We start from the raw sequence: 26,398 nt of genomic DNA, 5'->3' as shown, positions 1-26,398 counted from the left end.
GTTTGTCTACGCTCTGAAGCACCTTAAAGGTGCTTTTCAGGTATTATTTTTTAGATTCGGATTGCTCCTGTAAAACTTTAAATGCTTCAGATAACAATTCACCATAATTATGTACTTCATTAGATTTTGTCTTCGGAGTTGGGAATGCTATTACTGACATATAAATTCTCCCCTCTAAATTTCATTTCCAATCGTATTAACTTTACTAAGGTTCAGTTTAGCCAACTTCTCACTAATTTCCTGTTTTTCCTTCGTAAGCTCATTGGAATGTATTCTCTCTGCCCACATTTTATACAGACTAACTGTATTACTAAAGTTATGTTCTATATCCTTTCTGAGGTAGCAATAAACATCGTAATTATGATCTATAAATTCGCAAAAGATATGAGAAAGTGGATTAAATGCCAATTCTTCATCAGCTAGACCACTCATCATAGCTGCACTAAAAAACTCTAACTGATTAGCAAGATTACCTACACCTGCATCAAACTTACATTCCAAACTTACAGCATCTAAGATTTCCGAAGCCAAAAATTCTTTTTTATGGTTTATTTTAGTAAGTTTTATAGGTTTGCCTTTCAGTGTTGAAGAATACTTGTTTTCTAACGGTATAAAAGAGGTTGCAAACCAGTTAAGATACTCTATACTTTTTTCAATTGAGGCTCGCTTATTTTTAATTCTCATATCTTTCTTCATTAGATTTAATTGTTTAATTGCAATAAAAATCCCAGCTGCTAACCCAATACTAGCAATATAATAAAGCATTGTAATGACTTCTTTTACGATTGGATATACATTCATACTATGCTCCTTTCTAAGAAAATTCAAGCAAATTGAATCAACTTTTTTTAGTATAATATACTAAATATCGACAGTAAATAACATATTTTAATAATAGGTATACAAAAATAATGAAGATAAATAAAAAAGCACCCCGCAGGATGCTAAAATTTCAACTTTCTTTCGAGGCCTTTAAAACTCCAAGAATAGCAATAGCTTTATCATAGCCATCTTCTTTTAAGTCTTTAGCGTCTTCTTTTAACCTGTCAATTAAATATATGCTTTCGAGGTTTTGTTCAGCATAAATCACACTTTTAGCGGCCCAAGTTTCTAAATCTACACCTTTAAGAAACATTATCCCAGTTCTTTCATGTTTAACCGCTGCGCCTATGACCTTTTCGCCTTCTTCAATCAATTGATCAAGATTCATTACATTCACCTCCCACCTTTATATATCGGCAGAAAGTAAGTATATGGAACTATTCGCAGAATTTGTCGAACGAAATCACTTTTCATCCTTTTCTTTTCTTGCCTTTACTTGCTCAAATGTTTTTAACATGTAACCTGTAACAATTCTATTCTTTCTGTCTTGATTTAATAGTATTAGTACAATTAGAACCGATATAGTCACCAACAAAAATCCTAATATTTTAATTACATTAACATTAAATACAGCCGTAAGATATGCAACGAATAAAGGAATCACTGCCATTAAGTTTCTTCTAACAGGATCTAAACTGTTATCCAAATGATAAAATCTAGCAATTGCAAAATCTATGGAATCCATATCTAGGCTACGAAGTAAAGACAAGTTCTTCTGATAATGCTCCTTCGTATTACCATGTATGAATATCTTTTTAAAATAAGAAACTAAATCTTTCTCTGGATATGTGTAAATCACATCTTCTAATTCCTTTAATTGTTCGTTCTTTTGTTCGTTCTTTTGTTTATTATTAGTTGTGTTTTTCTTCTTTTTACTCAATTTCCTTCACTCCTCAATATTATTATCGGATAAGATTGATAAAGTTGAGTCTACGAAATTTGTCGAACGAATCCCAAGCTCGCAAGAGCAAGTGAAAATATATTAATTTGTATTGACGCGGGAAATTATGCCTCCCAGTCCTGCCTTCCATTTTACACTACGGATTTTTCGTCTTTCAACAAGTGCACAAAGTGGCAATATTGGCATAATTGGTCGATGATATTATCTTTCATCTGACGGACCTTTTCACGAGACAGTCCCAAGTGAAGTCCAATGGCTCGATAACTCATACCTTCCATCATGCAATCATATACAACTCTGTTCTTTTCTCCTTCGATTTTGCTTGCTGCTGCCTCTATTGCATATACACGTTCTTCAAACTTACAAAGTCTCTTAAACAATCTTTCTTCCCTCATATCCATGTCACGTAATTCAGCTTGGCTCTTTCCTTTGCTCCCTTTCGGTAAGGTTGCCTCGATGCCATATTGAGCAACACCCCAGCTTCGCATAGTAATGTCAGTGCCATATAAAACACGCTGGAGCCGCTGAACCTCTTTCGCCATCCAGTGATAATTGTGAATGAGTCCTTCGATCTCCTTTTAATTCATGGTGCCACTCCTTTCTAAGAAATAAAAAACGGGCACCAACCAGCACCCTTAAAAGGTGTTGATCAGTGTCCGCAGGCTCTCCGTCTTGGACTTATTAAAAATGGAATGTACAATATTCAAGTGCTTTTGGACAATACACTTCAATTGGTTTAGTTATTTTAATTCCACTAAATGGTTTCCATAATAATCTATATTCTTGCTGATACTCATATTTTGATTCTTTAATAGTAGCTGGATTTTCATACCTGAAGTTATTCTGAGTATAAATTTTTTCTCTATTTACAACATATTCGCATTGCTCGGCAGATACAAAACCAATCTTTCTTTTCTTTAATTTTTTATTCAACTCTTCTATAAATTTCGGGAAATTTCTGATCACCATTACGGCCCCGCCAAACTCTTTTCTAATTTCTTCTCTATACTCTAATGCAACGCAATAATTATAAAAGTTGTTATCAAAATTTTGTGTTAAAAAAGTACCACCCGTTATCTGAAGTTTTTCGTTTGGATCTCCTTTAGTAAAAAAATTATTCATGTAATGATCTAAATCACTTTCATTTCCATCACCTAATATGTGGTTATTAATTTCAACACTGATATTAAGCTTACCTTCATCGTCATCACCAATGGCATTCCCATATTTATCAGTTGAATAATTACCAAGAAAATTAATAAAAATTTTCTTATCATCTTGAATTTTTTTTAAATACTTAGGCTCCATAAATTTATAAACCATATTGGGGACTAAAATTTGTTGTTTCATATATTTCTCCCTTTTTTACTTAATATTACATTAAATTCTTTATTTCAACATCTTTTTCACTTCAAAAGCTGGCGTATAGATGTAGCCCTTAACACCTGTCCAATTGGTGTTTTTGTATATCGTCATTTTGATACGGTGTGTGCCAACTGTATGGTTGACGATGTAAAACTCTTTTGCAGGCGTGGCGGTCTTAAACGATCCAACGAGACTAAACCGTTGATCTTTCCATTTGCCGCTCACCTTCTTTTGTAACGTGAAGCGGTAGTATACTGTCTCATTTCCCGTTTTACGTGCCGTGACATCAATACTTTTGGCTCTCGGCGTGTATGAATTGGCATCCGTCGACACGCTGACTGTATGCCCTCCAATTGTTTTATATTCGCTTGTTACTGCCGCAACAGACGGCGCATAAAGCACCGCCGCAATAATAATAGTTAGTGTGATTAGTAGTTTTTTCATTTCACAACTCCCAATATTTATTCCCATATAAGTTAAATAAATTTTCATATGGTTTATTTTTGAATATATAGTATTATTAAACTTCCAAGACTATTATCCCAAATGAAAAGGAGCATCAATCATGCAAATCAGAAAAGTAATTGCAAGTTCAGTTCTATCACTCGCTTTGCTATTTTCTTCATCTGCTTTTTTTACTGCACAAGCAGACGCTGCTACTCCTAACGAAACATGGAAGCATTGTACTTCTGAAATATTCGGTCCATACTCTTCAAGAAATGCAATACCAGCAATTTATAACGACGGCACCTATAATTGGTATCTAAAAGGTGCGCAAACTTACTCAGGTATTTGGTATGGCGCATATGAGCGTTGCTGGTACTCGACATTGACGTGAATATTACTTTTAAAAGAGGGAAAAATCCCTCTTTTTTATTTATAGCAAGCTGCCATCAATGATCAGCACCATTTCTTCTTCACTTGTTAAATGCTCAAGCACTTCTTTGACCGGGATCACATTGTTGTCCTCTCCATTTACTCAGCTGTATATGATTGTTGCATATGCTTCTGTAACTTCGGTTATTTCTTCTGATAATCCGCCATCATCATCAGCGACAACATCAGTATAGATTGTCATAGCATTTTCATCGTTTTTCGCTTTGATCAGTGCGTAATACGGCTCGTTTACCTCATAAAACTTCATTTCCTCGTCTTTACTATTAACCTGTTCTTCCAGCAACTGAATGGCCGTTTCAAGGTATGTCGCAAAATCAATTGCTTCTTCCTGCGCATGTCGCAACCATCCTTTTAAGTCGTGGGATGAGGTTTCAACCTCAACCCCGTACTTTTGCAGGCCTTTTTCCTGCTGGCGATGTAGTTTTTCAATCACTTTTGTAATGATCAGGTTGTTTTTCGTTCATTGTGTTTCCTCCAATAGATCAGAATTTTGATAGATGTTCCCGATGACTTCGATCCCTTTAAAACTTGCATCAATTCTCGAATACCCTTGATCTTCTCCTGTTTCAAACACAAATGACGCAAGAGAATTTTCATATCTAACTGTTGCTATTATCTCTTGTCCATTGTAGGCTGAGATGATTTTTACGAAATCCCCCTCATAAATCTCAACGCCGTTACAATCCTTCAATCCTGTGAACTGCATCACTTTATAACGTGCTAACCCGAGTATGTCGTTAAAACTGTCAAATTCATCTGGAACCATATAAATACCTGATTGGACATTGTAGAACATTCGTTGTATCCTTCCTGAGAACCCTATGAAAGGACTAAAACCACCAAAAATCGAAAAAAAGAGATGGGATTTTTTGATTCAGAAGAAGCTGCTTTGTGCATTTCTAAACTATATGAATTAGAGCCTATTTGGTGGAGAATGTATTTTTTAACAACGTTAATTGCCGGTACAAGAAGAGGTGAGGGTCTGGCTTTAGAATGGAAAGACGTTGATTGGGATAAAGGAGGATTGAATATAAGCCGCAGTTTGTCCAAGACTAAAAATGGAGAAGCATATATAAAAGCCACTAAAAACAAAAAAAGTCGTTTCGTTTCAATGCCTGAATGGTATATGGAAGATTTACAGAAATATTATTTGTGGTGGAGGAAAGAAAAGATGAAAGTTGGTGAAGAATGGGAAGGCGGTACATTTGAATTTTTATTCCACAACGGCAGCGGAAAACCATTTTACTATACAACTCCAACCGCTCGATGGGATAAGTTTAGAAAAAAAGCTGAGATAAAAGAAATAAGACTTCATGATCTAAGGCATACAATGGTTACTCTTCTTATTGAAGCTGGTGCTCAAATGAAAGCCATCCAAAAAAGAAGTGGTCATGAAAGCCTTAAAGTTCTTTCTGACACATATAGTCATGTAACAGAAAAAGTTGATAAAGATACAGCTGATAAATTCGATGTGTTTAAAACAGCTCGTAGCGAAACCGCAAATTAATTTAAATATTAATAGACCATTTGATCAATTTCATAACTTTTTTTGAAAGAATGGCCCCACAAGTCGAAATCTTTGTTTTATGTGGAAAGATAAAAACAAAAAAACCCTTGCTAGGCAAGGGTTTCAACGATGATTCCGACTGGGCTCGAACCAGCGACCTCTACCCTGTCAAGGTAGCGCTCTCCCAGCTGAGCTACGGAATCGGGTTATGTATCAGTTCTGGGCTTTCTGTTACTGACAGTCTCTATTATATAACCATCATGATCAGTCGTCAATGGTTTTGTTCAAAAAAGGCAAAAAGCCGGTATCTGCACCGGCTTTTCACTAACTTTTATGATTGGTTCACAAGGACGGGCTTTAGTTGATCTAGTGCTTGTTTGAAGTCCCTTTTGAGGTCTTCTCCGTTTTCTACGCCCACACTTAATCGAAGTAAACCATCCGTGATGCCTCTTTTTTCTCTTTCTTCTTTTGGCATAGCGGCATGGGACATTTTGGCCGGATAGGAAAGAATGGATTCGACTGCTCCGAGGCTGACGGCGAATACAGGTAATGTGACGCCATCGACCAATTCTTTGACAGCCGCTTGGTTTTCTAGTTCAAATGAAAGAACAGCACCTGCACCGCTCGCCTGTTTCCGCTGAATGTCTGCCCCTGGGTGATCATCTAATCCTGGGTAATATACTTTTTTGACCGCAGGATGTTCTTTGAGGAATGAAGCTAGTTCTAATGCGGTTTGACTGGCTTTTTCTAATCTGACTTGAAGGGTCTTTAATCCCCTAAGCACAAGCCAGCAATCCTGTACGCCAAGTACCGCGCCGAAGGAGTTTTGCAGCGAATAAAGTTCATCTCCTAGCTTCTCATCTTTCACCACGGCTAAGCCTGACAGTACATCACTGTGGCCGCTTAAAAATTTCGTTGCGCTGTGCAGCACAACATCAACACCAAGGTCCAGCGGACGTTGAAGCGCAGGTGTTAAAAACGTATTATCTAAGAAAGTCAGACAGTCATGTTCTTTCGCAATCTGTACGACACCTTCAATATCCGTAATACCGAGTGTAGGGTTTGACGGTGTTTCCATGTAAATGACTTTTGTATTTGATTGAATGCCTTGTTTCACTTCATTCAAATTGGTCATGTCCACAAAGGTATGCTCAATCCCAAATCTTGAAAGCACTTGGGTGATCATTCGGAAAGTCCCGCCGTACACATCTCTTGTGACAAGGACATGATCTCCTTTTGATAATAGAAGAAAAGCAGTTGAAATGGCTGCCATACCTGACGCAAAGGCAAGCCCTCTCGTTCCTCCTTCTAGCGCTGCAATGGTATCCTCCAATGCCTGACGTGTAGGGGTGCCTGATCTGGAGTAGTCATATTGACCAAAGTCATCGAAGCTACTTTGGTGAAACGTCGATGCATGTTGAATCGGTACACTGACTGCACCTGTTGAGCGGTCTGTTTTAAACGCATTATGAACGAGTTGTGTTTCGAGTGTCCAATCATGTGTGGTCATTTCGTGTGTACCTCCTCTTTCACATTTGATAGTGCCTGTTTCAGGTCTGCTTTTAGATCCTCCACATGCTCAATCCCGACTGAGAAACGGAGCAATTTGTTACAAACACCGTTTGCGATGCGAATCTCTTCTGGGATGTCCATATGGGTTTGCGTTGCAGGATACGTAATGAAGCTTTCGACTCCGCCAAGGCTTTCAGCAAAACAAATCGTTTTCAGCTGCTTCAAAAATGGATTGACCCAGTCCTCTTTGGCTACTCGGAATGACAGCATGCCTCCCTTTCCTGGGTAAAGGACATCTTGAATTTCAGGCTGCTGCTTTAGAAAATCAGCTAATTCCTTCGCATTTGCTTCGTGCTGACGCATTCTCAGCGCCAATGTTTTCATTCCTCTCATTAAAAGCCATGAGTCAAATGGAGATAAAACCGCCCCAATGGCGTTTTGATGCTGGAACATGTCTTCCGATAGCTTCTCTCCTTTTGTGACGACAAGTCCGGCAAGAACATCGTTATGTCCGCCTAAATATTTGGTGGCACTATGAATGACAATGTCCGCTCCAAGTGTAATCGGTTTTTGCAAGACGGGCGTATAAAAGGTGTTATCCACAATGACCAATGCACCGTGTTCTTTTGCGATTTTCGCAACCTTTTGAATATCCGCTTCCTGCATGAGTGGGTTTGTTGGCGTTTCAATAAAGACGGCTTTTGTATTTGGCGTCATTTTAGAGCGTAAACAGTCTTCATCTGAAAAATCATCATAAACAAAGCGCAGTCCGTACTTTTTCCATTCGTTTTCAAATAGACGGTATGTACCGCCATATAAATCTGATGAAACAATGAGTTCATCCCCGCTCTCAAACAGCGCCATGATCGTTTGGATGGCAGCCATTCCCGAACTGAAGGCAAAACCGGCCGTTCCTTCTTCGAGTGAAGCAATCGCATCTTCTACAAGCTGCCTTGTTGGGTTTTTCGTCCGAATATAATCAAATCCTGTTGATTCCCCAATGCCTCTATGTCTGTAAGCTGTTGAAAGATAAACGGGAGGACTGACAGTACCAGTCACCTCTTCGCTATGGTTTCCAATTTGCGCTAACTTCGTTTCCACATGTTCTGTCATTTGACACCATCCTAAGTAAAAATCTAATTTCAAAACAGAAAAACCCCTTCTTCATAAGAAGAAGGGGTTTAATCGCTTCCTCTTATCTTCCAAGCAAAAAAGCTGCTTGCTGGATTTAGCACCTTGGTACATCACATGAAGTGATGCATACCGGTTGCTGAGGTTTCAAAGGGCCAGTCCCTCCACCTCTCACGATAAGAATGTGTTGTCTGTCTGTTCTAATTCTTAATACTGTAACGCATTAAACCTCATTTTTCAAGGGGAAATGTAACGATTAATTAAAATTTTCTGTATTTTGTAGCAGATTGGATGTCAGCCAATTTGATTGCATGTTAGCATATAGGAACAACGCTGTTTTTCGTGTTACAATGAATGGAAACGTTTCACTTATGATGAATTTGGTTAGCTGGAGGAATGGATTATGGTGAAGAAAACAGGCATCATTCAAGAAGAAACCTTACAGTCAAAAGAACTTGGGGCAGATATGACCATTTTGATTTATTTGCCAGTCAATTACTCCCCCCTTTATACATATCATGTCATCATTGCACAAGATGGTCATGATTATTTCCGTCTAGGTAAAATAGGCAGACAAGCGGAAGAATTAATGCAAAACAAAGAAATGGAACGCTCGATTATCATTGGTGTCCCATATGAAAATGTTACTGAAAGACGAAATACGTATCATCCAGACGGACCAAAGTTCGAGGCGTATAAACGCTTTTTGGCAAATGAACTAGTTCCGTATATTGATGAACACTATCCAACGTATCAAGTTGGATCAGGTCGTACATTTATTGGTGATTCATTAGGTGCTACGATCTCACTTATGACAGCCATTGATTATCCTTCGTTATTTGGCGGACTGATTTTGCAGTCTCCTTACGTGGATGAGTCGGTTCTGCAAGCAGTCAAACAGTCATCATCCCTTGCTCATTATGCCATTATCCATCAAATCGGGTTAGAAGAAACAGCTGTGAAAACGACAGATGGGCAAGTGCTAGACTTTATTCAGCCGAACGAAGAATTAAAGGTCCTTTTGGAGAAGTCCGGTGCGGATTATTTATTTGAGACATTCGAAGGCGATCATAAATGGACGTTTTGGCAGCCGCTCATTTCACCTTCGTTAAAAAGAATGCTCCCATATTCGTTAATCAACTGAATTTTGTTATAATAAAAAATAATAAATACTTTCTTAATCAGGAGGGAACATGATGAAATACGGAGTTGTTTTATTTCCATCAAAAAAATTGCAAGACATTGCGAACTCTTATCGGAAACGTTATGATCCGAACTATGCACTCATACCACCTCATTTAACATTAAGAACACCTTTTGAATTAACGGATCTAGAAGCAGCTGAGGTCGTCTCCACCTTGCGAGAGTACGCAAAAAATGCTTCTCCTATTACGTTACGTATTAAAAAATTCAGTTCATTCGCTCCTGTAAACAACGTGATTTATATGAAAGTAGAACCGAACGAAGAATTAATGACTCTCAATGAGAAGTTGTACACTGATCCGCTTGCTGGTACACCTGAATATGCATTTGTTCCGCATGTGACAGTGGCTCAAAAGTTATCAGACGATGAGCATTCAGACGTTCTAGGCACATTGAAGCTGAGAAAAATTGACCACGAGGAAACGGTTGACCGCTTCCACCTTTTATATCAATTAGAGAACGGTTCTTGGACCGTTTATGAAACATTTATCTTAGGAGAAGAGGGTTAAAGACATTTGAATACAGTCATCGTAAAAGAACAAACACAACGAGAAGATGCTTATTATGTTCGAAAAGAAGTTTTCGTAAAAGAACAAGAAGTCCCGTTAGAGATCGAAATTGATGAACTTGAGGACGAAGCCATTCATTTTGTCATTTATAATGATGACAACAAACCACAAGCTGCTGCTAGACTGCGCATAATTGAAGGTCATAAGGCAAAGCTTGAACGAATTTGTGTATTAAAAGAGGCGCGCTCTTTCGGTCTTGGCCACCAGCTTTTAGAAGCACTTGAGTCTGAAGCGATGGCAAACGGAGCGAAAGAAGCTGTCATGCATGCACAAAGTCCAAGCTCTTCCTTTCTACGAAAAGAAAGGCTACAAAGCCATTTCAGAACCGTTTGAAGAAGCAGGGATTACACATGTCAAAATGACAAAAACACTCTCCGTTTAACGAAAATAAAAAACCAGGGCATCATGGATGCTCTGGCTTTTTATTGATTCCATCTCGTTCGCTCAGGAAGAAAGCGCAGTCATTTAGACGTAAGTATTGATATGAACGCCCTTACCTTCTTCCATAAACATATCTCGTACAAAACGTTCCCGCTTTTTTTGCTGTACTTTCGTTTCCGCTTCTGTCACTAAGTCCTCTTTTTTCTCCAGCTCTCTGTATACCTTGTCATGAAAGGTGCGGGTGACCTTCGTCACTTTCGCATAGTCTTCTTTATCCTGAGGAGCAGGACGATTGATATATTGAAAATACAGATCCGGCTGAATCGGGGCTATATATCCCATCAAGAACGCCTCCTTTGCTTCTCTTCTACTCTACTATTCCCTAATTATGACTGTTTGAAACACGCCTCATTTGATATGATTAGATGTGTTTCTTTTTAAGATTGATTGACTATTGGAGGACTAGCTTTGAAATGCGCACGACGACATGATCGAACGATCTCATTACATACATATTCGAGAGAACACTATCAATTCCTCCATGATGAGGGGAAAAAAGGGCATTTATCTTGCCCATATTGCGGACAATCCGTCTTTTTTAGATTAAATATACATGAAGCACCTGCCTTTATCCATAAGCAAATATCTCAGCAAGAGATTTGCGAAAAAAGAGAACAACAAGAGGAAAAGAAACCGGCTGAACGAGAGGAACATGCATCCTACAAAGAACTTGGCGGCTTTCGCTTTCCAACCGGCAAACAGATCATCTCACAAACAGAAGAACCGGATGACTGGCAGGAACCAAGATCCATTCAATTTGGCGAAACCTTTCATTTAGAAAAGAATGAAGAAGTGCATACCATTGACCTCTTTCCACACATCACCTTTAGCGCACCGCAGCTTCAAGCTGTCACACACAAAGACGGTCCGATGCTTGTGCTGGCTGGCGCCGGCAGCGGGAAAACAAGGGTACTGACAGCAAGAGCTGCTTATCTGATGTCGCACCATCAAATCCCTGCTCACCATATCCTGCTCGTGACCTTCACCACAAAAGCAAGCAGTGAAATGAAAGAAAGACTGCGTATGCAGTATCAGCTTCATCCATCACAGGCGAGCCAAGTTGTGACAGGCACATTCCACAGTCTATTTTATAAAATGCTGCTTCACGATGATCGGGGCAAATGGAATGGACAGCATTTGATTAAATTCGACTGGCAAAAAGAGCAGTATATTCGCAAAGCGATCATGCATGAAGGACTTGATGAAAAAGACTATCCAACCGATCAAGTGCTGCAATCAATCGGCTATTGGAAAAATGCTTTTTTACCAGACGAACTTCCTGAGCTGAAAGATGAAAAGGAAAAGCAAATGTGGACAATCTATCAGTCATACGAACAGCAAAAGCGTGAAAATCAGCAATTTGACTTTGATGACATGGCGATTGCCTGCTTACACATGCTGACTAAGCAGCCTGAATTGCTCAAACAATATCAAGAACGATTCAAGTATATTTTAGTAGATGAATTTCAAGATATTAATCCCGTACAATATCAATTAATCCAGCTTTTAGCTGGAGAATCCGAGCAGCTATTTTGTGTAGGCGATGATGATCAAGCCATCTATGCATTTAGAGGAAGCAATCCTGCTTTTATTCTTGACTTCAAACAGGATTATCCTTCGGCCGAGATCGTCCATTTACATGCAAATTACCGCTCTCATCATACGATTGTCGCAAGTGCAGACGCCATTATTAAGAAGAACCAGCATCGTTACGAGAAAACGTTAAAAGCCGTTCGCGTGGAGAAAATTCCGCCGACTCTTTTTTATCCATATGACGAGGAAGAGGAAGCGACCATGATCGTAGCAGATATTCAGGAGAAAATTAAAAACGGTGCAAAACCGAATGACTTTTGCGTGCTGTTTAGAACGAATACAGGAGGCCGTGCGATTTATGAACGTCTTCATCAATCGGCGATTCCGTATCAAACCGATGCTGGCGTAAAAGCCTTTTATAGCAGAAGAATTGTTCGGGTGCTGCTCGCTTTTCTTTCGCTAAGTCAGGATGCAGATGATGTCGCCGCAATGAAGCAGCTGCTGCCCGTTTTCTTTTTAAAGCAGCAAACACTGAATACCCTGAAGGCGCTGACCATTACGGAAGATTGTTCTATGGTAGAGGCACTTGGAAAGCTAACAGACATTCAGCCGTTTCAGCGCAAAAAACTGCAATCGATCGTTCCCCTGTTTCGAACGTTAAAATCGTTAAAGCCATCTGAAGCTGTAGCGTTTATTGAACAAAGGATGGGACTTGGTGATTTTTTAAAAAAACGCGTGAATGATACGAATGTGCTTGAAAAAGGAACAGATGATGTACGAGATGTGAAAACAGCGGCGAAACGTTTTGAAACAATTGAAGCCTTCCTCGCTCATGCCGAACATATGAAATCTGCTGAAAAGGAAAAATCAGATGAACCAGGCGTTCAGCTCATGACGATCCACCGTGCGAAGGGACTAGAATTCCAAACAGTGTACATCACGAGCGTGGTTGATGGGGCGCTCCCTCATGACTTTGCACTTGATGAGCTGAGAAGCGGTGATGAAGAAGCCATTGAAGAGGAGCGGCGCTTATTATACGTTGCCATGACGAGAGCAGAACAATCCCTTTATCTATCCGTTCCATCATATAGAAGAGGAAAAACTGCTCACCGCTCCCGCTTTTTGTACCCTCTTTTAAAGAAAAATCGTGAATTATTCACACAAAAACAACAGGCCCCCCTTTAAATGGAGAGCCTGTTGTTTATTTTTTGTTGTTCATCATTTTAGCGATTGTATTAAAATCAAGCTTTTCTTTTCCACTTGTAATCGATTGAACGATTTTGTCTTCCATTTCTTTAGGTACACGTTTGTTTGCAAGCTGCGCCACTTTTTTAATGACACCTCGAACGGTATTCTCATCTTTAAAGTTCGCGTTTTGCAAAGAACCTGCAAGCTTAAAGACATCATTCATATTTACACCTGTTTTATTTTCCACACTTTTAAAGAACTTATTATCCATTCCTTTGCCTCCTCTTTGTGGAGTAATCACCTTACTATATGAAAATAGGCGAGATATGTGCCTATCCTGCTGCCTTGTTAGCAAAGAGAAAGGAAAGCAAAAGGCTTCCCTATTGCTTCCCTCACCTTCTTACTGTTTAGTTAAAGAAAGAAGCACCAACGATGATTAGAAGGATGAAAAGCACGACGACAAGAACAAAAGTTGAACCATAACCGCCGCCGTAGCCGCCACCATAACCTCCGCAATAACCGCCACCGTAACCGTAACAACTCATATTTAAGCACCTCCTCTTCTCCCTTACAAAATATGAAAAATACATGAAATGGTTTGGACGATCACATAAAAAAGTGCGGAATTTTTATTTCTGCTGTTTAAAGACGTAATCTGCCTCTCCATGACGGATCATGAATGCTTCTGTTTCTTTCGCAAAAGTATCCATTTTCTCGCCAAATACTTTTAAGTGCTCTTCAAGATCCTTCGCTTTTTTCGCTAGATCCATTTCAGCTTTTTCGTGCGCTTGCTCTTTCCCATCATGGGGTTTAGTGAACAAGGAACCGATTAATTGTTCGAATGCATCCATTCTGGTCACCCCTTCTCTCTTACATATGCATCACCCAAAAAAAGGGCAACAAAAAAACCGGATAAATCCGGCTTTTGTTTTTCCCTATTGAGGTTTCTTTTTCTTCCCGCAGCCGCAGCCCGTCTTCTTGATTTTCTTCGTATATACAGATTGTTGATTTGACTGCGCTGGATACCCTTGAAGCATATGTGACGGTGTTTCAGTTGGTTTCATCGCAACCCTTCCTTTCCTATTCCATGTTAGTATATGCATTTTCTTTAAGCGTGTCTGATCAGAATGCCTGTTTATTTCACAAGCTTCGACACGACTGCTTCAATCAAGCCTGCTGCTGCGGCAATCGCTAATAGTAAATTAAGCCACATGCTGATGACAGGAAAAAATATGTATATCAGTAGTAAAGCAGCAGTGCACCACATACCCGTACACCAATAACAGCTTAACAGCTCTCCTATCCAAGATCGCAGTCCCTTCCCCTTAATGACGATATAGGTCTCGACTTCACCTTGTTCGTTTACCTCTTCTTGCTCTTCATGAAATAGACGGCGAAAGGGGGCTGTAATCGTATCAAACACGATCAATCTCGTCAGCCTAAAGGATGCGAGGGCAAATATAGCAAATGACAAAGCGCCGCTCATGGAACCTCCACCTCCTTCATTCTTCTTTTTCCGTCCTTTCTTTATATATGCAAAAAGAAAGACCACCATGATGAATCGGGTGCAAATAAAATTGGGTTGTACTTTTTCATGCTTTCCGATTCCACCTTGAGCCTCTGCTGCATTAAATAATGTATAGATAAGAAAGGAGTGAAAGTATTGTCTATTGAAGAAAGTGCTGATTTATTATACACACAACTGTTGAACGAATTAATCAGCAATTATGATGATTTCATCGAGATCAAGGATTCCGAAAATGTCACGATTCATAAAACAGATGTAACAGCCGCACTCTCCCTTCAAGCGACCGTAACGACAATCATTACTCTTTTAATTCAAATTCTTGTACCAGATGATGAATTGGCTGCAGACATCACAGAACAGCTTTTAGCTGCACAACAAGTGACAGTTCAAAAGAAAACAGTGATTCAAATCATCAATTGTTATAACGTCACGATTACATTATCTGATGCATCCATTATGAACTCCGTACAAATTCTCACTCAAACACTGAATGTACTTTTAGTTGAAGCCGGCATTCTTTGACCCTTTCTTTTTCTAACATCACGTATGAAAGAGGTGAAATAATCGTGGCTGAAGAGAACGAAAAAAAGGAGTTTCAAATCAACACTGATGTTGATCCATTAACAAGCCTTCTTGTGAGTGATATTTTAAACAAAAATAATGTCACAGATGATCAGAAAGCAAACCTTTCAGAAGATCAAAGAAAGATGATTTTGAAGCTGGTTCAGGATTTACAAAAGAAAGCAGATGATTTCGTACAGCAGCAGCAAGAGAAAAAGCGTCAGGCAGAGGCAGCAAAACATGCAGAAGAGGTCGAGCCTGAACCACAAGTGCGCCCTAAACGAAATTCACTTCGAGAACGTATCCAGCAACGTCGTCAAGCGCAGCAAAATAACGATTAAATAAAAATGGGTTGCCTGCTAGGATAAATGCCCGAGACAAAACCAATCATTCCAGCATTTAATAAAGTAAACGGAAGGAGGAAAAGAAATGGATTCTAAACCATACTCTTGGGTCGCTCTAGATCGCAACTGTACACACCACGGCGATTACCATCATAACTACGAAAGAAAAGCAGTTTGTGACGGCCACTATTATGATGATGAAGATGTTTTACAAGACTTTGATCAAGTGAGTGTGACAAAGCAGACATCTGAGGAAGTCATTATCGTTAGAGATTCTTGTGACATTAACGTCTCTTCTGTTGATGCACAGGTTGCAGCATCTATCCAAGCAGCTGTTCAAACAGCGATCATCACCATTACAAACATCTCAATCGCTGATGGTGACCTAGCTGACCGCGTCACGCAAGATCTATTGCAAGCAGCTAGCCACAAACAAACAAATCGCCAGAAACTTGTCATCGAAAACTCTAGAAACGTTACAGTCTCTACAATCGATGCAGACATCTCTATTGCCATCCAAACGCTTACACAGACACTTGTTGCGACGATCGTTGCAATTGGTATCCTCTAATGTACAAAAGCAGAGCGAAAAGCTCTGCTTTTCCTTTTTCTAAAAATACAACAAAGATAAATAGTCATTTACCCACACCAACTAGAGGGCGCATACATATGTTGTTAAGGACTAAAGTCAAATACCTTGTTAAAGGAGCTGAAATCCATGAGCTGCGGAAAACACCATGGCCGACATGATGAAAACTGTGTATGCGATGCGGTTGATAAGATTTTAGCAGAGCAGGAAGCTGTAGAAGATAAATGTCCTACGAGCTGCTACAGTAATTTATTAAGCCCGACAGTTTCTGGAAAAGATACGATTCCGTTTTTACTTTTTGATAAAAAGGGCGGATTGTTCTCTACTTTCGGAAACATTGGAGGATTTGTTGACGATTGCCAATGCTTCGAATCCATTTTCTTCCGGGTTGAAAAATTGCATGACTGCTGTGCCACATTATCTGTATTAAGACCTGTTGATGTACACGGACATACGCTAAGCGTTTGTCACCCTTGCGATCCTGACTTCTTTGGTTTAGAAAAAGCGGACTTTTGTATCGAAGTTGATTTGAACTGTTTCTGCGCGATCCAATGTTTAAATCCAGAACTTGTCGACAGAGTCATGCCAACAAAAGATAAAAAGCATCATCACCACGGCTAAACCAATCGCCCGCTCATCTAACTTGTCATAAGTCAAAGCATCCCCTTCCTCACGAATGACAACCAATCATGCGGAGCAGTCAGCAAAAGGCGGCCGCTTCCGCATTGATTGACATTAGATGCATCAACCGGCGAGACACGTAATAAAGCTTATAGATGATGATGACAGTGCTCAAACACTCAAACAAATTTCCTTGTATAGGAGGGTTGAATATGAGCCGCAAACATTCATGGAACTGTGTAGCAGAGGCTGTTGAAAACATAAACGACTTACAAAATGCCGTCGAAGAGGATTGCCCAACCAGCTGTTACAGCAATCTCCTTTCTCCATCACATTCATTAGGTGACACTGTCCCGTTTGTTCTATTTACCTCAAAATCAAAACCATTCGTCGCATTCGGAAACGTCGGAGAAGTAGATGCTGGCCCTTGCTTCAGCACTGCATTTTTCAGAGTCGAACACATCTCTGATCACTGCGCAACACTCAGCTTGCTTATTGCATTTGACAAAGATCGTCATATTTTAGATTTTACAGATAAAGATTCCGTATGTGATGTGTTCCGTTTAGAAAAATCAAAATATTGCATTGAAGTAGACCTTGACTGCTTCTGCGCAATCGAGTGCTTAAATCCAAGACTCATCAACCGTAGCTGCTAACAAAAAAAGTCCCGTTATGGGACTTTTTTTATGTTCATTAAAAACCAAGTGGATGAATAGAAGAAATATCACCAATCGCTAATTCCACTGGGTTACCACCGCCTGCCGTGCGGATGACGACCATATTGTCTTTTCTCTCCATGATGATTCCTCTGTATGTTTTTCCATCGGCTTCAATGAGGCAAAGCGCTCTCGGCATATTATGCGGCAGACTTGTAAGAAAATCGACTTTCTCCTCGATATTCATTTGGCTTAACGGCTTCTTCACTCGTTTTCTTCTTGGTTCTTCTTTTGTTTCATGTAATACGCCTTCTGGCTGTTTTTCTTGTTCTTGTACTGGCTCTCGATTTTGTGAATTATCTTTTTCTTGATTGATCTCCCGCTCTTGCTGTAGCGCAGGCGGCTCTTCTTTTTTCTGCTTTACTTCCTGTGATACAGGTTCTTGCACGCTCTCTTCGATTGCATGCTCTTTGTCGCTTTTTTTGGTTTCTGAAGGTTTTTCTGACTTCTTGCGCTTTCTCACAATATTTTGCATGGCCGGCGCTGATTCATCATAGCTCGGCTGAACAATATACATAAGCGGCTTTTGATTCTCATCACCTTTATTTGACATACTAATCCCTCCCGAATGATTCATTCCTTATATATATGAGAGGACACCCCAAATCAGAAGAAAAATAAAAAACAGCATACCAGTGATTGGTATGCTGCAAATCAATTATTCGTTTAGCGGGCAATGATATGGAAGCCAGAATCAACATGAAGATTCTCACCTGTCATGCCGCGGGATAAATCACTGAATAAGAATAGTGCTGTATCGCCAACTTCTTCAGGAGTCGTTGTACGGCGAAGCGGTGCACGCTCTTCAATATCCTTCAAGATTGTATTAAAGCCGCTGATTCCTTTTGCAGATAACGTACGAATTGGACCAGCAGAAATGCTGTTCACACGGATGCCTTCCGCTCCAAGGTCAGCTGCTAAGTATTTCACACTTGCTTCAAGGGCTGCTTTTGCTACACCCATGACATTGTAGTTAGAGACAACGCGCTCTCCGCCTAGGTAAGTAAGTGTGACAATGCTTCCGCCTTCTGTCATGAGCGGACGTGCTGCTTTTGCTACAGCTGTTAGTGAATAGGCACTAATGTTGTGCGCTAAAAGGAAACCTTCACGGTTCGTGTTCAAATATTCACCAACAAGCTCTTCTTTGTTTGCAAATGCAATCGCATGTGCAACACCATGGATGACTTGTACTTTTTCTTTAATCGTTGCAAAACATTTTTCGATTTCTTCATCACTTGTCACATCACAAGGAAGAATAATGGAATCATCACGCTCTAGCGTGCTTGCTAGTTCTTTTACTGATTCTGCCAGACGATCTCCAACATAAGTAAAAATCAAACGAGCTCCTGCTTCGTGAAGTGAACGAGCGATCCCCCAAGCAATGCTTCGTTTATTGGCAACACCCATCACCACAATATTACGGCCTTCTAAAGAAAAGTTCATATGTATTAAAGCCTCCTATTTTTTCAAGACATAGTATTAGTACCTGATCATAATCTTATCACATATCATGAGATATTGACAATTTCCGTTGAAAGAAAGTTTTTATTTCAGAAAAAAGACCGTCCTCACAAGTGAAGACAGTCTTCTTTTTATGCTTTGACTCTGTTTTGCTGATAAGCAAAGTGGTTAGTCGGTCCGTGCCCAGCGCCAATATTCAGAGGAAATTTGATCGCCTCATGGACAAAGGTTTCTGCCGTTTCAAAGGCTTCCTTCATGGAACGACCTTTTGCTATTTCTGCCGTTAATGCCGCTGCAAATGTACAGCCTGTTCCGTGTGTATGTGGTGTATCAATATGTTCATTCGTGAGTTCAAAAAAGCTTTTTCCATCGTACAAAAGGTCTGTAATGAGGCCGCCTGAAGGACTATGACCTCCTTTAATCACAACATAGGACGTGCCAAGCTCATAAAGTCGTTCTGCTGCTCTATGACGATCGTCTTTTGTCTGAATGCGCATGCCTGTCAGCACTTCTGCCTCAGGGAGATTCGGTGTGACTGCATAACTGACAGGTAGTAACTGTGTTTTCATAGCAGAGACCGCATCTTCATTTAATAAAGAAGCGCCTCCTTTGGCAATCATGACTGGATCGACAATTAGTTTCAAGTCATATTGCTTCGTCTTTTCAGCAACGACACTGATCATGTCGGCACTCCACAGCATCCCTGTTTTAGCGGCATCTGGCAACAAGTCTTCTGCTACTGCATCAATTTGACTTTCGAGCGCCTCGATAGACAGTGGATAAATACCGTGAACACCAAGTGTGTTTTGCGCTGTAATGGCCGTAATGGCGGACATTCCGTACACACCAAGCTCCTGAAAGGTTTTCAAGTCTGCTTGAATACCTGCTCCACCACCAGAATCAGTACCTGCGATGGTTAATGCTTTTTTAATCGTCATGTCATCTCACCCTCTCATTAGCCAATCCATTGATGATAAATCGTTCTCGCTTTCGCAATATCATTTGTCCCATGGACAAGCGCTCTGCCATCTTTGAATAAAACAAGCTTGTACTCATCCTTCTGACACGAAAGCAAATAAGGATTTTCCAGCACATCCATTCCTGCTTTCTTTAGCTGACGGGCTACTTCATGCAGCGCCGGGGGTGCCCCTAGTGCACTGCGAATTTGTACGGTATTTCGTCCACATAATACATCTGCTTTTGCTCTTTGATCATATGAGAGAAATGGGTATGTCTTAAGACCGCAGCTTGGACATTGTTTCTTTTTTAAAGACGTAACGGATCGAATATCAGATCGCTCGTTTGTCCATAAATCAAACGATCTTAATACCGGCGTGATGTGGTGTCCTGTTAAAAGCTTCAGTGCATCCGCCACTTGATAGGCCGCAACCTGCTGCACAACTGGACTAATAATGCCTGCTGTATCACATGTCATGCCTTGTGCAGGTAAATGCTCAAGCAGGCAGTGTAAACATGGTGTTTCACCAGGAATCACTGTGAATTGAATACCGTAGCTTGCTACACAGGCTCCGTAAAGGAACGGAATTTGATGTTTGACGGCCGCATCGTTCGCAATCATTCTCACCTCAAAATTATCCGCTGCATCCACGATGATGGATGCCCCGCTGACGTACTCATCATTATTTTGAGCGGTCACGTCAATGACGATTCCTCTCACATGAACGTCACTGTTCACCTGCTTGAGCCTTTTCTCAGCAGCCACAGCCTTTGGCAGCCGATCAAGAACATCTTGTTCTGTGTATAGCTGCTGACGCTGCAGGTTGCTCCATTCAATATAATCTCTATCCAAAATGGTGACAGATCCTACGCCGGCACGGACGAGCATTTCAGCACTCGCTGTTCCAAGTGCCCCAGCCCCAATAATGACGGCCTTTGAGGCATGTAGCCGTTTTTGTCCTTCTGTTCCAATCGGCCTAAAAAGCTCTTGGCGTGAATAACGTGTGCTCAAAATGCTGGCATTCCTTCCTGCGGACTGCTGGCTGTTCCATAGTTTTTGAGTGGAATACGGCCTGCCTCGAAACCGAGTCTTCCAGATTCAATCGCCAGCTTCATCGCTTTAGCCATTTTCACAGGGTCCTTTGCGCCAGACACGGCTGTATTCAGTAATACAGCATCAGCGCCCAATTCCATCGCATAAGCAGCATCCTTCGGAGAACCTACACCCGCATCAATAATAACTGGCACCTTTGCCTGTTCGATAATAAACGATAGATTCAGAGGGTTGAGCAATCCTTGACCTGATCCAATTGGAGAAGCACCTGGCATAATGGCATGAACACCAAGTTCTTCTAATTTCCTTGCCAGCACCACATCATCTGATGTATATGGCAGCACGATAAAACCTTCTTCTAATAGCATTTCAGATGCTTTTAACGTTTCGACTGGATCTGGCAGAAGAGACCTTGAGCAGCCAATGACTTCTACTTTGATCATGTCACACAGTCCAGAAGCCTTCGCTAAGCGAGCAATACGAACTGCCTCTTCTGCTGTACTTGCACCAGCTGTATTCGGAAGCAGCGTATATTTAGATAAATCCAGCTGTTCCAAAAAATTAGGCTGAGTTGCTTCGAAAATGTTCATTCTTCGCACAGCAAAGGTCAAAATTTCAGCTTCTGATACGTTGACCGCCTCTTTTTGAACTTCAAATGATGGATACTTTCCTGTCCCTAGTAATAGTCTTGATGTAAATGTTTTTCCGCCAATGCGCAGCATGTTGTCATCCTCCTCCTACAAAGTGAACGATTTCAATCGTGTCATTTGGTTGAATTTTTACCTGTTGAAAGGCTTCTTTATCTATAATTTCTTGGTTCTTTTCAACGATCACCACTCGGTTTTCAAGTTGATACGCTGATAGCAGATCAAAAATCGTGCCATTTTCCTTATCGAAATCAACCATTCTTCCATTCAATTGAATTTTCATACGAACAATGCCTCCTTTCGCCCAATACGAAACGCATGAAGCCATTCCTTGTGAACAGACTCGCCCGCTATTAAGCCGCGAATGATTTCCCCCGTAATTGGCGCAAGTAAAATGCCATTTCGGTAATGTCCCGTTGCAAAAAGAATACGCTCGTCTTCTGGATGTTTTCCGATATAGGGGTGCCGGTCGCTTGTCGCTGGCCGTAGACCTGCCCAGCATTGATCAATCGGCATCTCTCGAATAGAAGGCATGAGCTGAGATGCTTTGTGAATAACTGCTTCAATACCGCCAAGTGTCGGAACGGCCTGCCAGTCATTCGGTATCATCGTTGCACCAATCACTAGCTTACCGCTATCCCTTTGAACGATATAACAATGATCATGATAGATGGTGTGTGCAAGCGCTGGACCGTTATTCCAAACAGACACGCATTCTCCTTTTACAGGATAGAGAGAGTGTGATAACCCCAGTTCTTCTAAAAAACGGCCTGACCATACACCACTTGCTACAGTCAGATGATCACATGTGAAGATGCCTTTAGCTGTACTGACTGTCAAAGTTTCTTTTCCCCTCTTCACATCGATAACGGGGGTAAACTCCTTCACATCCGCTCCGTGCCGAACAGCCGCCTGCCAAAAAGCCCTGCACACCGCATATGGCTCGACATGGACATCATCTGCTATCAATCCTGCTCCTACGATGTCATCTGCAATTTGAGGCATACGTTCTTTTACGCCGCTTGCTTCAAGCCATTCAAATGTGGGCAAATGCTGCATCCGGCAAAGCGCTCGTTTTTCTTGTTCTGTAAAAGCCACCTTCATAATCCCGCCCACTGATGTCTGAATATCAATGCCCGATTCATGCTGAAGGTCGACCGTTAATTTTTCATATAAAGCCTGACTTTGTCTGCCTACTTGAAAGAAAATATCCTCATCACCTTCTCCTTCAGCATGTGCACCCAGCATGCCAGCAGCCGCACTCGTCGTTTGCTTCCCGATCTCATTTGCCTCAAATAAGACAATCTGCTTTCCTGCTTTTGCAAGGTGATAAGCGATCGACATCCCTATGATTCCACCACCAATGATTGCAACATCATAATGCTTGTTCATAAGGATTCTCCTTTCGCTTTTTAGAAAATGTTTGCGCCATTTTGCGCGGCTGAGGATGAGCAAAAATTCCCGACATGACGGCTATTCCCTTTAAATCAACATGCATCAATTCTGGCAGTCGTTCTGGTGTGATTCCACCAATGACAACGACTGGAATGGACAGCTCAGAAGTCATTTCCTCCACAACCTTTATGCCTCTCGCCTGAAGTCCGGGTTTGCATGCGGTATCATACACATGCCCAAACATGACATACTCTGCCCCGTTCTTCTCTGCTGCTTTGGCTTCTTCTATCGAATGAACCGATACCCCCGCATGGAGATGAGGAAATTTTTGTCTTAATTCCTTTGGCGAAAAGCTGTGTCCTGGAAGATGAACCTGGTGAATATTGGTCAGCAGCGCAACGTCAACTCGGTCATTTATAATCAGCTTTTCTTTCGGAACACCTTCTGCTAGGAGTTGTTTCACGAGGTGAACCAGCTCACCTGCTGCCTTCGATCGTTCACGAATATGAATAAAGTCTACTTCAGACGCAATGTCTTTTATTTGCTTGATGAGCTCCCTGACAGGAAGCGTATCATTTGTCACTGCATGGAGTTCCATTTGCACCAACCCCATCTAAGCATGCTGTCTGCCACATTTCTTTTTCATACGCCATCTCCCAGAAATGGTATTCGTAATAGCTCGAAATCACGAAATTTTCTTTCATATTAGCCCGCACATGTTCTGGCGCTTTTTCTGCAAGTTCATCAAAACGGTTCACCTGTTCAAAAACAAGCTCTTTAAACCAATCCCCGCCATATGTCAAAATCCATTCTTGATAAATCGGATGGTCAGGCGTTGTTTGTTTCAGTTTTTCTCCTACCTCATAATAAAGCCAGTAGCACGGCAATAATGCGGCTAAAATTTCTTCAAAACGACCGCTTTTCACAGATCGGTACATATGCGAGGTATATGCATAAGCAGTTGGAGAAGGTTTAAAGTTTGCCAGCGCTTCATCAGAGATCTGGAGCAGTTCTGTGAACTTTCTATGCAGTGATAGCTCTGCTTCATACGTACCCTGCGCATGATATGCCATTCTGCCTGTCGTATGTAAGTCCTCACTAATAGCGGCTCCATACGATTGTACTTTTGCAAAATGAGTTAAATAGTACGAATCCTGCATCACATAATAAGTGAAACGATCGAGTGAAAGTGTGCCATCACCAATCCCTTTCACAAAAGGGTGTGTAAAGCTCCCATTCCACCATCTAGCTGCTGCTTCTTTACATTCGTTCGAAAATGTCATGTTCCTCTCCTCCTGTTTTTCCATATAAAAAAACCACTTTCCGCGTGGAAAGTGGTTTGGAATTTGTAAAAAGCATAGTCAAACACCGCACCACTTCCCTACGCAGGTATGAACCTGTTCAGGTAATGAGGGTCTAAAAGTCTACACTTTTATCTCAGCCCTTTTAAAGGACTCCCCTAGTGGATCAAACATATATTGTTGTACCTCTATCTTAATCAGGATTTGTTCATCGGTCAAGGGTTCATTGCAACTCTAATTGGGCTCTAAGTCCTGCCACATACTCCCGGGAGCCAGACACAAGCACGCGGTCACCGCTTCTAAGCGTCGTATCCCCATGCGGTACTAAGCTGTCAATTCCTCTAAAAATACGGACAAACACCAAATCGCCGGTAAAAGGAAATTCCCTCAGCATGACATTATGATACCGATGATTGTTCATTTGAATTTGATACAAAGAAGAATCCTCATTTGTTAACAAGCGAATCGCATCAGGTGCTTCAATCAATGCCCTCAGCACCGTTTTAGATGATAAGAAGTTAGAAAAGGTATCGATCCCTGCTTCCTTTAAAGTCAGCTCGGCTTCCGCTTTGTTAACACTTGCAATGACTTGTTTAGACCCTTCTTCTTTTGCAAATAAAGCAATTTCCTTATTTTTCGTTTCACTGCCTGTAGCCACAACGAGTACATCCTCTTGACCGATGCCAGCCTGCCTGAGCGTATCATCGTCATATTGTTCAATCGCTTCAACTTCAAAGATGGAGTCAGCAAGCAAGGCTTCTTTATTTTCCTGAAAGACGTGTAAAATACGGATGTCATATTCATCCTGATGCAAATCAAGCGTCACAGGTAACGTCAGCTGATTCGCTCCAATAAACGTCACACGCTTTTTATGATTGGTTTCACGTTCTTGTTTAAATAACGCCTTAAACCAAACAGGCGTTAAAACACTCGTGAGCACAGCGACTAGAATAAGGGCTCCTGACATTTTATGATCAATGACACCAAGCCGCTCACCAATCGTTGCAGCAGCAATAACTAGGGATAACGTCGAGGTTAATAAAAAACCAGAACCGATGACTTTTTTCATGTCATACCATTTTTTTAAATAAAGAATCGGAACGAGTTTACTAAGCAATAATGCGATAAACAGTAGCGGAATCATGATCATGATGGTTGGATCTTTAAAGAGTGACCATATATTCAGGTCCACACCGACCATCACAAAAAAGATCGGAATTAAAAATCCATAGCCAAACGAGTCCAGCTGCTGTACGAGCTCTTTATTAGGCGAAAGAAGAGACACAAGCACACCTGCTAAAAAAGCCCCAAGAATATTTTCAGCACCGAGTGATTCAGATAAGGCAACTAAGACTATAATGAGAGTAAAGATGGCTCTTGTCCCAATTTGCACCGTTCCTTTTGACATGGACTGAAAAATGGACTTTGTCTTAAATACCCGGCCAAATAAATAAAGAAGAATACCTGCCGCAAATAATAATAAGAGCAACCACATGTTCCCTGTTCCATCGCCATAAATGGAGGAAAACACAGCAAGTAAAATCATTGTCACCAAATCAGCAATGACGGCTACAAGCAAAATGATTTGACCAATATTCGTCTGCATCAACTTTTCCTCTTTTAAGGTAGGAACTACCACACCCAATGAGATGGTGGAAATAATAAGCGTCATTAAAAAGGCATTTTGAATAAATCCTGCAAGGACAAACGCATAAGACAGGATAAAGGACATACAAAATACGCCAACAAAAATAATGGTCGCTGTTTTAAATGTATTCGGTTCTTTTAAACCATTTGGCAGTTCTCGCGCTTTCTTCTTTGATTCAAAAGAAGAAAAATCTATTTCAAGTCCACTTAAAAACATAAGAAAAATAAAACCTAGCATGGATAACGTATCTAGCCATGCGTCGTGTTCAACAACTAGTTGAAGACCGCTTTTTCCAATGATGAGCCCCATGATGATTTCAGCGACAACGACCGGGATGGTCAGCTTAAATCGGTGCAATAAAATGGGGGTGAAAAAGGCTACAATAATAACGACAACGAGTGATGAAACAGATGTATGCTCCATTGGCTAAAGCCTCCTAACATTCAT

General features: G+C 40.9%; 36 protein-coding genes, 1 tRNA gene, 1 pseudogene and 2 riboswitches. Of the genes and pseudogenes, 11 read left to right on the top strand and 27 right to left on the bottom strand.

From position 1 onward, the window contains the following. Nucleotides 1-174: 174 nt before the first annotated feature. From M2353_RS06030 to M2353_RS06005, 6 genes are all read right to left on the bottom strand, one after another. Nucleotides 175-801 (bottom strand): hypothetical protein, encoded by a 627-nt coding sequence (locus M2353_RS06030; protein WP_181891815.1) that lies wholly within the window; start codon nucleotides 799-801, stop codon nucleotides 175-177. Between the two features lie 151 nt (nucleotides 802-952). Beyond that, on the bottom strand, nucleotides 953-1,210 hold the full coding sequence (locus M2353_RS06025) for a hypothetical protein (protein ID WP_284725119.1): 258 nt from the start codon (nucleotides 1,208-1,210) through the stop codon (nucleotides 953-955). Between the two features lie 75 nt (nucleotides 1,211-1,285). Next, complete coding sequence (locus tag M2353_RS06020) at nucleotides 1,286-1,762, bottom strand: hypothetical protein (protein WP_284725118.1); 477 nt, start codon at nucleotides 1,760-1,762, stop codon at nucleotides 1,286-1,288. Between the two features lie 152 nt (nucleotides 1,763-1,914). Continuing rightward, entirely contained in the window at nucleotides 1,915-2,325 is a 411-nt protein-coding gene (locus tag M2353_RS06015) for a sigma-70 family RNA polymerase sigma factor (RefSeq protein ID WP_284725117.1), read from the bottom strand. A 139-nt stretch (nucleotides 2,326-2,464) separates the two neighbouring features. Continuing rightward, a complete protein-coding gene (locus tag M2353_RS06010; protein ID WP_284725116.1) occupies nucleotides 2,465-3,133 on the bottom strand; it encodes a hypothetical protein in 669 nt (222 codons plus the stop codon). Between the two features lie 39 nt (nucleotides 3,134-3,172). Continuing rightward, on the bottom strand, nucleotides 3,173-3,592 hold the full coding sequence (locus M2353_RS06005) for a hypothetical protein (RefSeq protein WP_138278406.1): 420 nt from the start codon (nucleotides 3,590-3,592) through the stop codon (nucleotides 3,173-3,175). Nucleotides 3,593-3,713: 121 nt separating this feature from the next. On the opposite strand from M2353_RS06005, the gene M2353_RS06000 reads away from it, so the two are divergent. Beyond that, a complete protein-coding gene (locus M2353_RS06000) occupies nucleotides 3,714-3,986 on the top strand; it encodes a hypothetical protein (protein WP_041092020.1) in 273 nt (90 codons plus the stop codon). Between the two features lie 141 nt (nucleotides 3,987-4,127). Here M2353_RS06000 and M2353_RS05995 read toward each other — a convergent pair whose 3' ends face one another. Next, nucleotides 4,128-4,478 (bottom strand): hypothetical protein, encoded by a 351-nt coding sequence (locus M2353_RS05995; protein WP_284725115.1) that lies wholly within the window; start codon nucleotides 4,476-4,478, stop codon nucleotides 4,128-4,130. Between the two features lie 27 nt (nucleotides 4,479-4,505). Further along, entirely contained in the window at nucleotides 4,506-4,841 is a 336-nt protein-coding gene (locus tag M2353_RS05990; RefSeq protein WP_284725114.1) for a YopX family protein, read from the bottom strand. 63 nt (nucleotides 4,842-4,904) lie between these two features. Between M2353_RS05990 and M2353_RS05985 the strand changes: the two genes are divergently transcribed. Next, entirely contained in the window at nucleotides 4,905-5,552 is a 648-nt protein-coding gene (locus tag M2353_RS05985; RefSeq protein WP_159159549.1) for a site-specific integrase, read from the top strand. A 130-nt stretch (nucleotides 5,553-5,682) separates the two neighbouring features. Here M2353_RS05985 and M2353_RS05980 read toward each other — a convergent pair. The 3 genes from M2353_RS05980 to M2353_RS05970 form a co-directional block, all read right to left on the bottom strand. After that, nucleotides 5,683-5,755, bottom strand: a tRNA-Val gene (locus M2353_RS05980). A 128-nt stretch (nucleotides 5,756-5,883) separates the two neighbouring features. Next, nucleotides 5,884-7,062: a cystathionine beta-lyase gene (metC, locus tag M2353_RS05975; RefSeq protein ID WP_017367031.1), complete on the bottom strand. Its 1,179-nt coding sequence runs from the start codon at nucleotides 7,060-7,062 to the stop codon at nucleotides 5,884-5,886. Next, nucleotides 7,059-8,177, bottom strand: coding sequence for a methionine biosynthesis PLP-dependent protein (locus tag M2353_RS05970; RefSeq protein ID WP_284725113.1), 1,119 nt, complete (start codon nucleotides 8,175-8,177; stop codon nucleotides 7,059-7,061). The genes metC and M2353_RS05970 overlap by 4 nt, the downstream gene beginning before the upstream one ends. A 79-nt stretch (nucleotides 8,178-8,256) precedes the next feature. After that, a riboswitch (SAM riboswitch) is annotated at nucleotides 8,257-8,378 on the bottom strand. Between the two features lie 220 nt (nucleotides 8,379-8,598). On the opposite strand from M2353_RS05970, the gene M2353_RS05965 reads away from it, so the two are divergent. The 3 genes and pseudogenes from M2353_RS05965 to M2353_RS05955 all read left to right on the top strand — a co-directional run bounded on the left by M2353_RS05965 (nucleotide 8,599) and on the right by M2353_RS05955 (nucleotide 10,349). Continuing rightward, nucleotides 8,599-9,339 (top strand): esterase family protein, encoded by a 741-nt coding sequence (locus M2353_RS05965; RefSeq protein WP_019743058.1) that lies wholly within the window; start codon nucleotides 8,599-8,601, stop codon nucleotides 9,337-9,339. A gap of 52 nt (nucleotides 9,340-9,391) precedes the next feature. Next, nucleotides 9,392-9,907 (top strand): YjcG family protein, encoded by a 516-nt coding sequence (locus tag M2353_RS05960; RefSeq protein WP_024720139.1) that lies wholly within the window; start codon nucleotides 9,392-9,394, stop codon nucleotides 9,905-9,907. A 6-nt stretch (nucleotides 9,908-9,913) separates the two neighbouring features. Continuing rightward, nucleotides 9,914-10,349, top strand: a pseudogene (locus tag M2353_RS05955) (GNAT family N-acetyltransferase). 83 nt (nucleotides 10,350-10,432) lie between these two features. Here the strand turns inward: M2353_RS05955 and M2353_RS05950 are convergent. Next, the gene (locus tag M2353_RS05950) at nucleotides 10,433-10,690 is read right to left on the bottom strand and encodes a hypothetical protein (protein ID WP_008348414.1); all 258 of its coding nucleotides are present in this window, start codon (nucleotides 10,688-10,690) and stop codon (nucleotides 10,433-10,435) included. Between the two features lie 126 nt (nucleotides 10,691-10,816). Between M2353_RS05950 and M2353_RS05945 the strand changes: the two genes are divergently transcribed. Then, complete coding sequence (locus M2353_RS05945) at nucleotides 10,817-13,126, top strand: ATP-dependent helicase (protein WP_284725112.1); 2,310 nt, start codon at nucleotides 10,817-10,819, stop codon at nucleotides 13,124-13,126. 16 nt (nucleotides 13,127-13,142) lie between these two features. Here the strand turns inward: M2353_RS05945 and spoVIF are convergent, their stop codons facing one another. The 5 genes from spoVIF to M2353_RS05920 form a co-directional block, all read right to left on the bottom strand. Continuing rightward, entirely contained in the window at nucleotides 13,143-13,400 is a 258-nt protein-coding gene (gene spoVIF / locus M2353_RS05940) for a sporulation-specific transcription regulator SpoVIF (RefSeq protein WP_008348417.1), read from the bottom strand. 136 nt (nucleotides 13,401-13,536) lie between these two features. Further along, complete coding sequence (locus M2353_RS05935) at nucleotides 13,537-13,674, bottom strand: YjcZ family sporulation protein (RefSeq protein WP_008348419.1); 138 nt, start codon at nucleotides 13,672-13,674, stop codon at nucleotides 13,537-13,539. An 84-nt stretch (nucleotides 13,675-13,758) separates the two neighbouring features. Further along, on the bottom strand, nucleotides 13,759-13,980 hold the full coding sequence (locus M2353_RS05930; protein WP_284725111.1) for a hypothetical protein: 222 nt from the start codon (nucleotides 13,978-13,980) through the stop codon (nucleotides 13,759-13,761). A gap of 84 nt (nucleotides 13,981-14,064) precedes the next feature. Beyond that, nucleotides 14,065-14,193 (bottom strand): hypothetical protein, encoded by a 129-nt coding sequence (locus M2353_RS05925; protein WP_008348422.1) that lies wholly within the window; start codon nucleotides 14,191-14,193, stop codon nucleotides 14,065-14,067. Between the two features lie 71 nt (nucleotides 14,194-14,264). Then, nucleotides 14,265-14,615 (bottom strand): DUF1360 domain-containing protein, encoded by a 351-nt coding sequence (locus M2353_RS05920; RefSeq protein ID WP_035700339.1) that lies wholly within the window; start codon nucleotides 14,613-14,615, stop codon nucleotides 14,265-14,267. A 177-nt stretch (nucleotides 14,616-14,792) separates the two neighbouring features. Between M2353_RS05920 and M2353_RS05915 the strand changes: the two genes are divergently transcribed. The 5 genes from M2353_RS05915 (at nucleotide 14,793) to M2353_RS05895 (ending at nucleotide 17,428) form a co-directional block, all read left to right on the top strand. Then, nucleotides 14,793-15,179: a spore coat protein gene (locus tag M2353_RS05915; RefSeq protein ID WP_007498962.1), complete on the top strand. Its 387-nt coding sequence runs from the start codon at nucleotides 14,793-14,795 to the stop codon at nucleotides 15,177-15,179. A gap of 44 nt (nucleotides 15,180-15,223) precedes the next feature. After that, entirely contained in the window at nucleotides 15,224-15,559 is a 336-nt protein-coding gene (locus M2353_RS05910; RefSeq protein WP_024720135.1) for a hypothetical protein, read from the top strand. Nucleotides 15,560-15,647: 88 nt separating this feature from the next. Further along, nucleotides 15,648-16,133, top strand: a complete 486-nt coding sequence (locus M2353_RS05905) for a spore coat protein (RefSeq protein WP_008348431.1) — start codon at nucleotides 15,648-15,650, stop codon at nucleotides 16,131-16,133. Between the two features lie 147 nt (nucleotides 16,134-16,280). Next, complete coding sequence (locus tag M2353_RS05900; protein ID WP_008348432.1) at nucleotides 16,281-16,772, top strand: CotY/CotZ family spore coat protein; 492 nt, start codon at nucleotides 16,281-16,283, stop codon at nucleotides 16,770-16,772. 212 nt (nucleotides 16,773-16,984) lie between these two features. Next, nucleotides 16,985-17,428 carry a CotY/CotZ family spore coat protein gene (locus tag M2353_RS05895; protein ID WP_008348434.1) on the top strand — a complete coding sequence of 148 codons (444 nt, stop codon included), beginning with the start codon at nucleotides 16,985-16,987 and terminating at the stop codon, nucleotides 17,426-17,428. Between the two features lie 37 nt (nucleotides 17,429-17,465). Here the strand turns inward: M2353_RS05895 and M2353_RS05890 are convergent, their stop codons facing one another. From M2353_RS05890 to M2353_RS05845, 10 genes are all read right to left on the bottom strand, one after another. After that, complete coding sequence (locus M2353_RS05890) at nucleotides 17,466-18,041, bottom strand: CotO family spore coat protein (protein ID WP_284725110.1); 576 nt, start codon at nucleotides 18,039-18,041, stop codon at nucleotides 17,466-17,468. A 113-nt stretch (nucleotides 18,042-18,154) separates the two neighbouring features. After that, nucleotides 18,155-18,931, bottom strand: coding sequence for an enoyl-ACP reductase FabI (gene fabI / locus M2353_RS05885; protein ID WP_003211867.1), 777 nt, complete (start codon nucleotides 18,929-18,931; stop codon nucleotides 18,155-18,157). Between the two features lie 149 nt (nucleotides 18,932-19,080). After that, nucleotides 19,081-19,887 carry a bifunctional hydroxymethylpyrimidine kinase/phosphomethylpyrimidine kinase gene (gene thiD, locus M2353_RS05880; protein WP_284725109.1) on the bottom strand — a complete coding sequence of 269 codons (807 nt, stop codon included), beginning with the start codon at nucleotides 19,885-19,887 and terminating at the stop codon, nucleotides 19,081-19,083. Nucleotides 19,888-19,904: 17 nt separating this feature from the next. Beyond that, nucleotides 19,905-20,918 carry a thiazole biosynthesis adenylyltransferase ThiF gene (locus M2353_RS05875; protein ID WP_284725108.1) on the bottom strand — a complete coding sequence of 338 codons (1,014 nt, stop codon included), beginning with the start codon at nucleotides 20,916-20,918 and terminating at the stop codon, nucleotides 19,905-19,907. Further along, a complete protein-coding gene (locus M2353_RS05870; protein WP_284725107.1) occupies nucleotides 20,915-21,682 on the bottom strand; it encodes a thiazole synthase in 768 nt (255 codons plus the stop codon). Before M2353_RS05870 ends, M2353_RS05875 begins: the two co-directional genes overlap by 4 nt. A 4-nt stretch (nucleotides 21,683-21,686) precedes the next feature. Next, the gene (gene thiS, locus M2353_RS05865; RefSeq protein ID WP_017367025.1) at nucleotides 21,687-21,890 is read right to left on the bottom strand and encodes a sulfur carrier protein ThiS; all 204 of its coding nucleotides are present in this window, start codon (nucleotides 21,888-21,890) and stop codon (nucleotides 21,687-21,689) included. Beyond that, nucleotides 21,887-22,999, bottom strand: a complete 1,113-nt coding sequence (gene thiO / locus M2353_RS05860) for a glycine oxidase ThiO (RefSeq protein ID WP_284725106.1) — start codon at nucleotides 22,997-22,999, stop codon at nucleotides 21,887-21,889. The genes thiS and thiO overlap by 4 nt, the downstream gene beginning before the upstream one ends. Continuing rightward, the gene (gene tenI, locus M2353_RS05855; RefSeq protein WP_284725105.1) at nucleotides 22,983-23,600 is read right to left on the bottom strand and encodes a thiazole tautomerase TenI; all 618 of its coding nucleotides are present in this window, start codon (nucleotides 23,598-23,600) and stop codon (nucleotides 22,983-22,985) included. The genes thiO and tenI overlap by 17 nt, the downstream gene beginning before the upstream one ends. Then, nucleotides 23,575-24,285: a thiaminase II gene (tenA, locus tag M2353_RS05850; RefSeq protein WP_017367022.1), complete on the bottom strand. Its 711-nt coding sequence runs from the start codon at nucleotides 24,283-24,285 to the stop codon at nucleotides 23,575-23,577. Before tenA ends, tenI begins: the two co-directional genes overlap by 26 nt. A gap of 78 nt (nucleotides 24,286-24,363) precedes the next feature. Next, a riboswitch (TPP riboswitch) is annotated at nucleotides 24,364-24,473 on the bottom strand. Nucleotides 24,474-24,526: 53 nt separating this feature from the next. Continuing rightward, a complete protein-coding gene (locus M2353_RS05845) occupies nucleotides 24,527-26,374 on the bottom strand; it encodes a monovalent cation:proton antiporter family protein (RefSeq protein WP_007498989.1) in 1,848 nt (615 codons plus the stop codon). Nucleotides 26,375-26,398: the final 24 nt, after the last annotated feature.

Source organism: Bacillus aerius (assembly GCF_029894105.1).
GTDB lineage: Bacteria > Bacillota > Bacilli > Bacillales > Bacillaceae > Bacillus > Bacillus altitudinis.
Note: the sequence above shows the minus strand (reverse complement) of the source record. Positions and strands in the feature narration are given on the sequence as shown.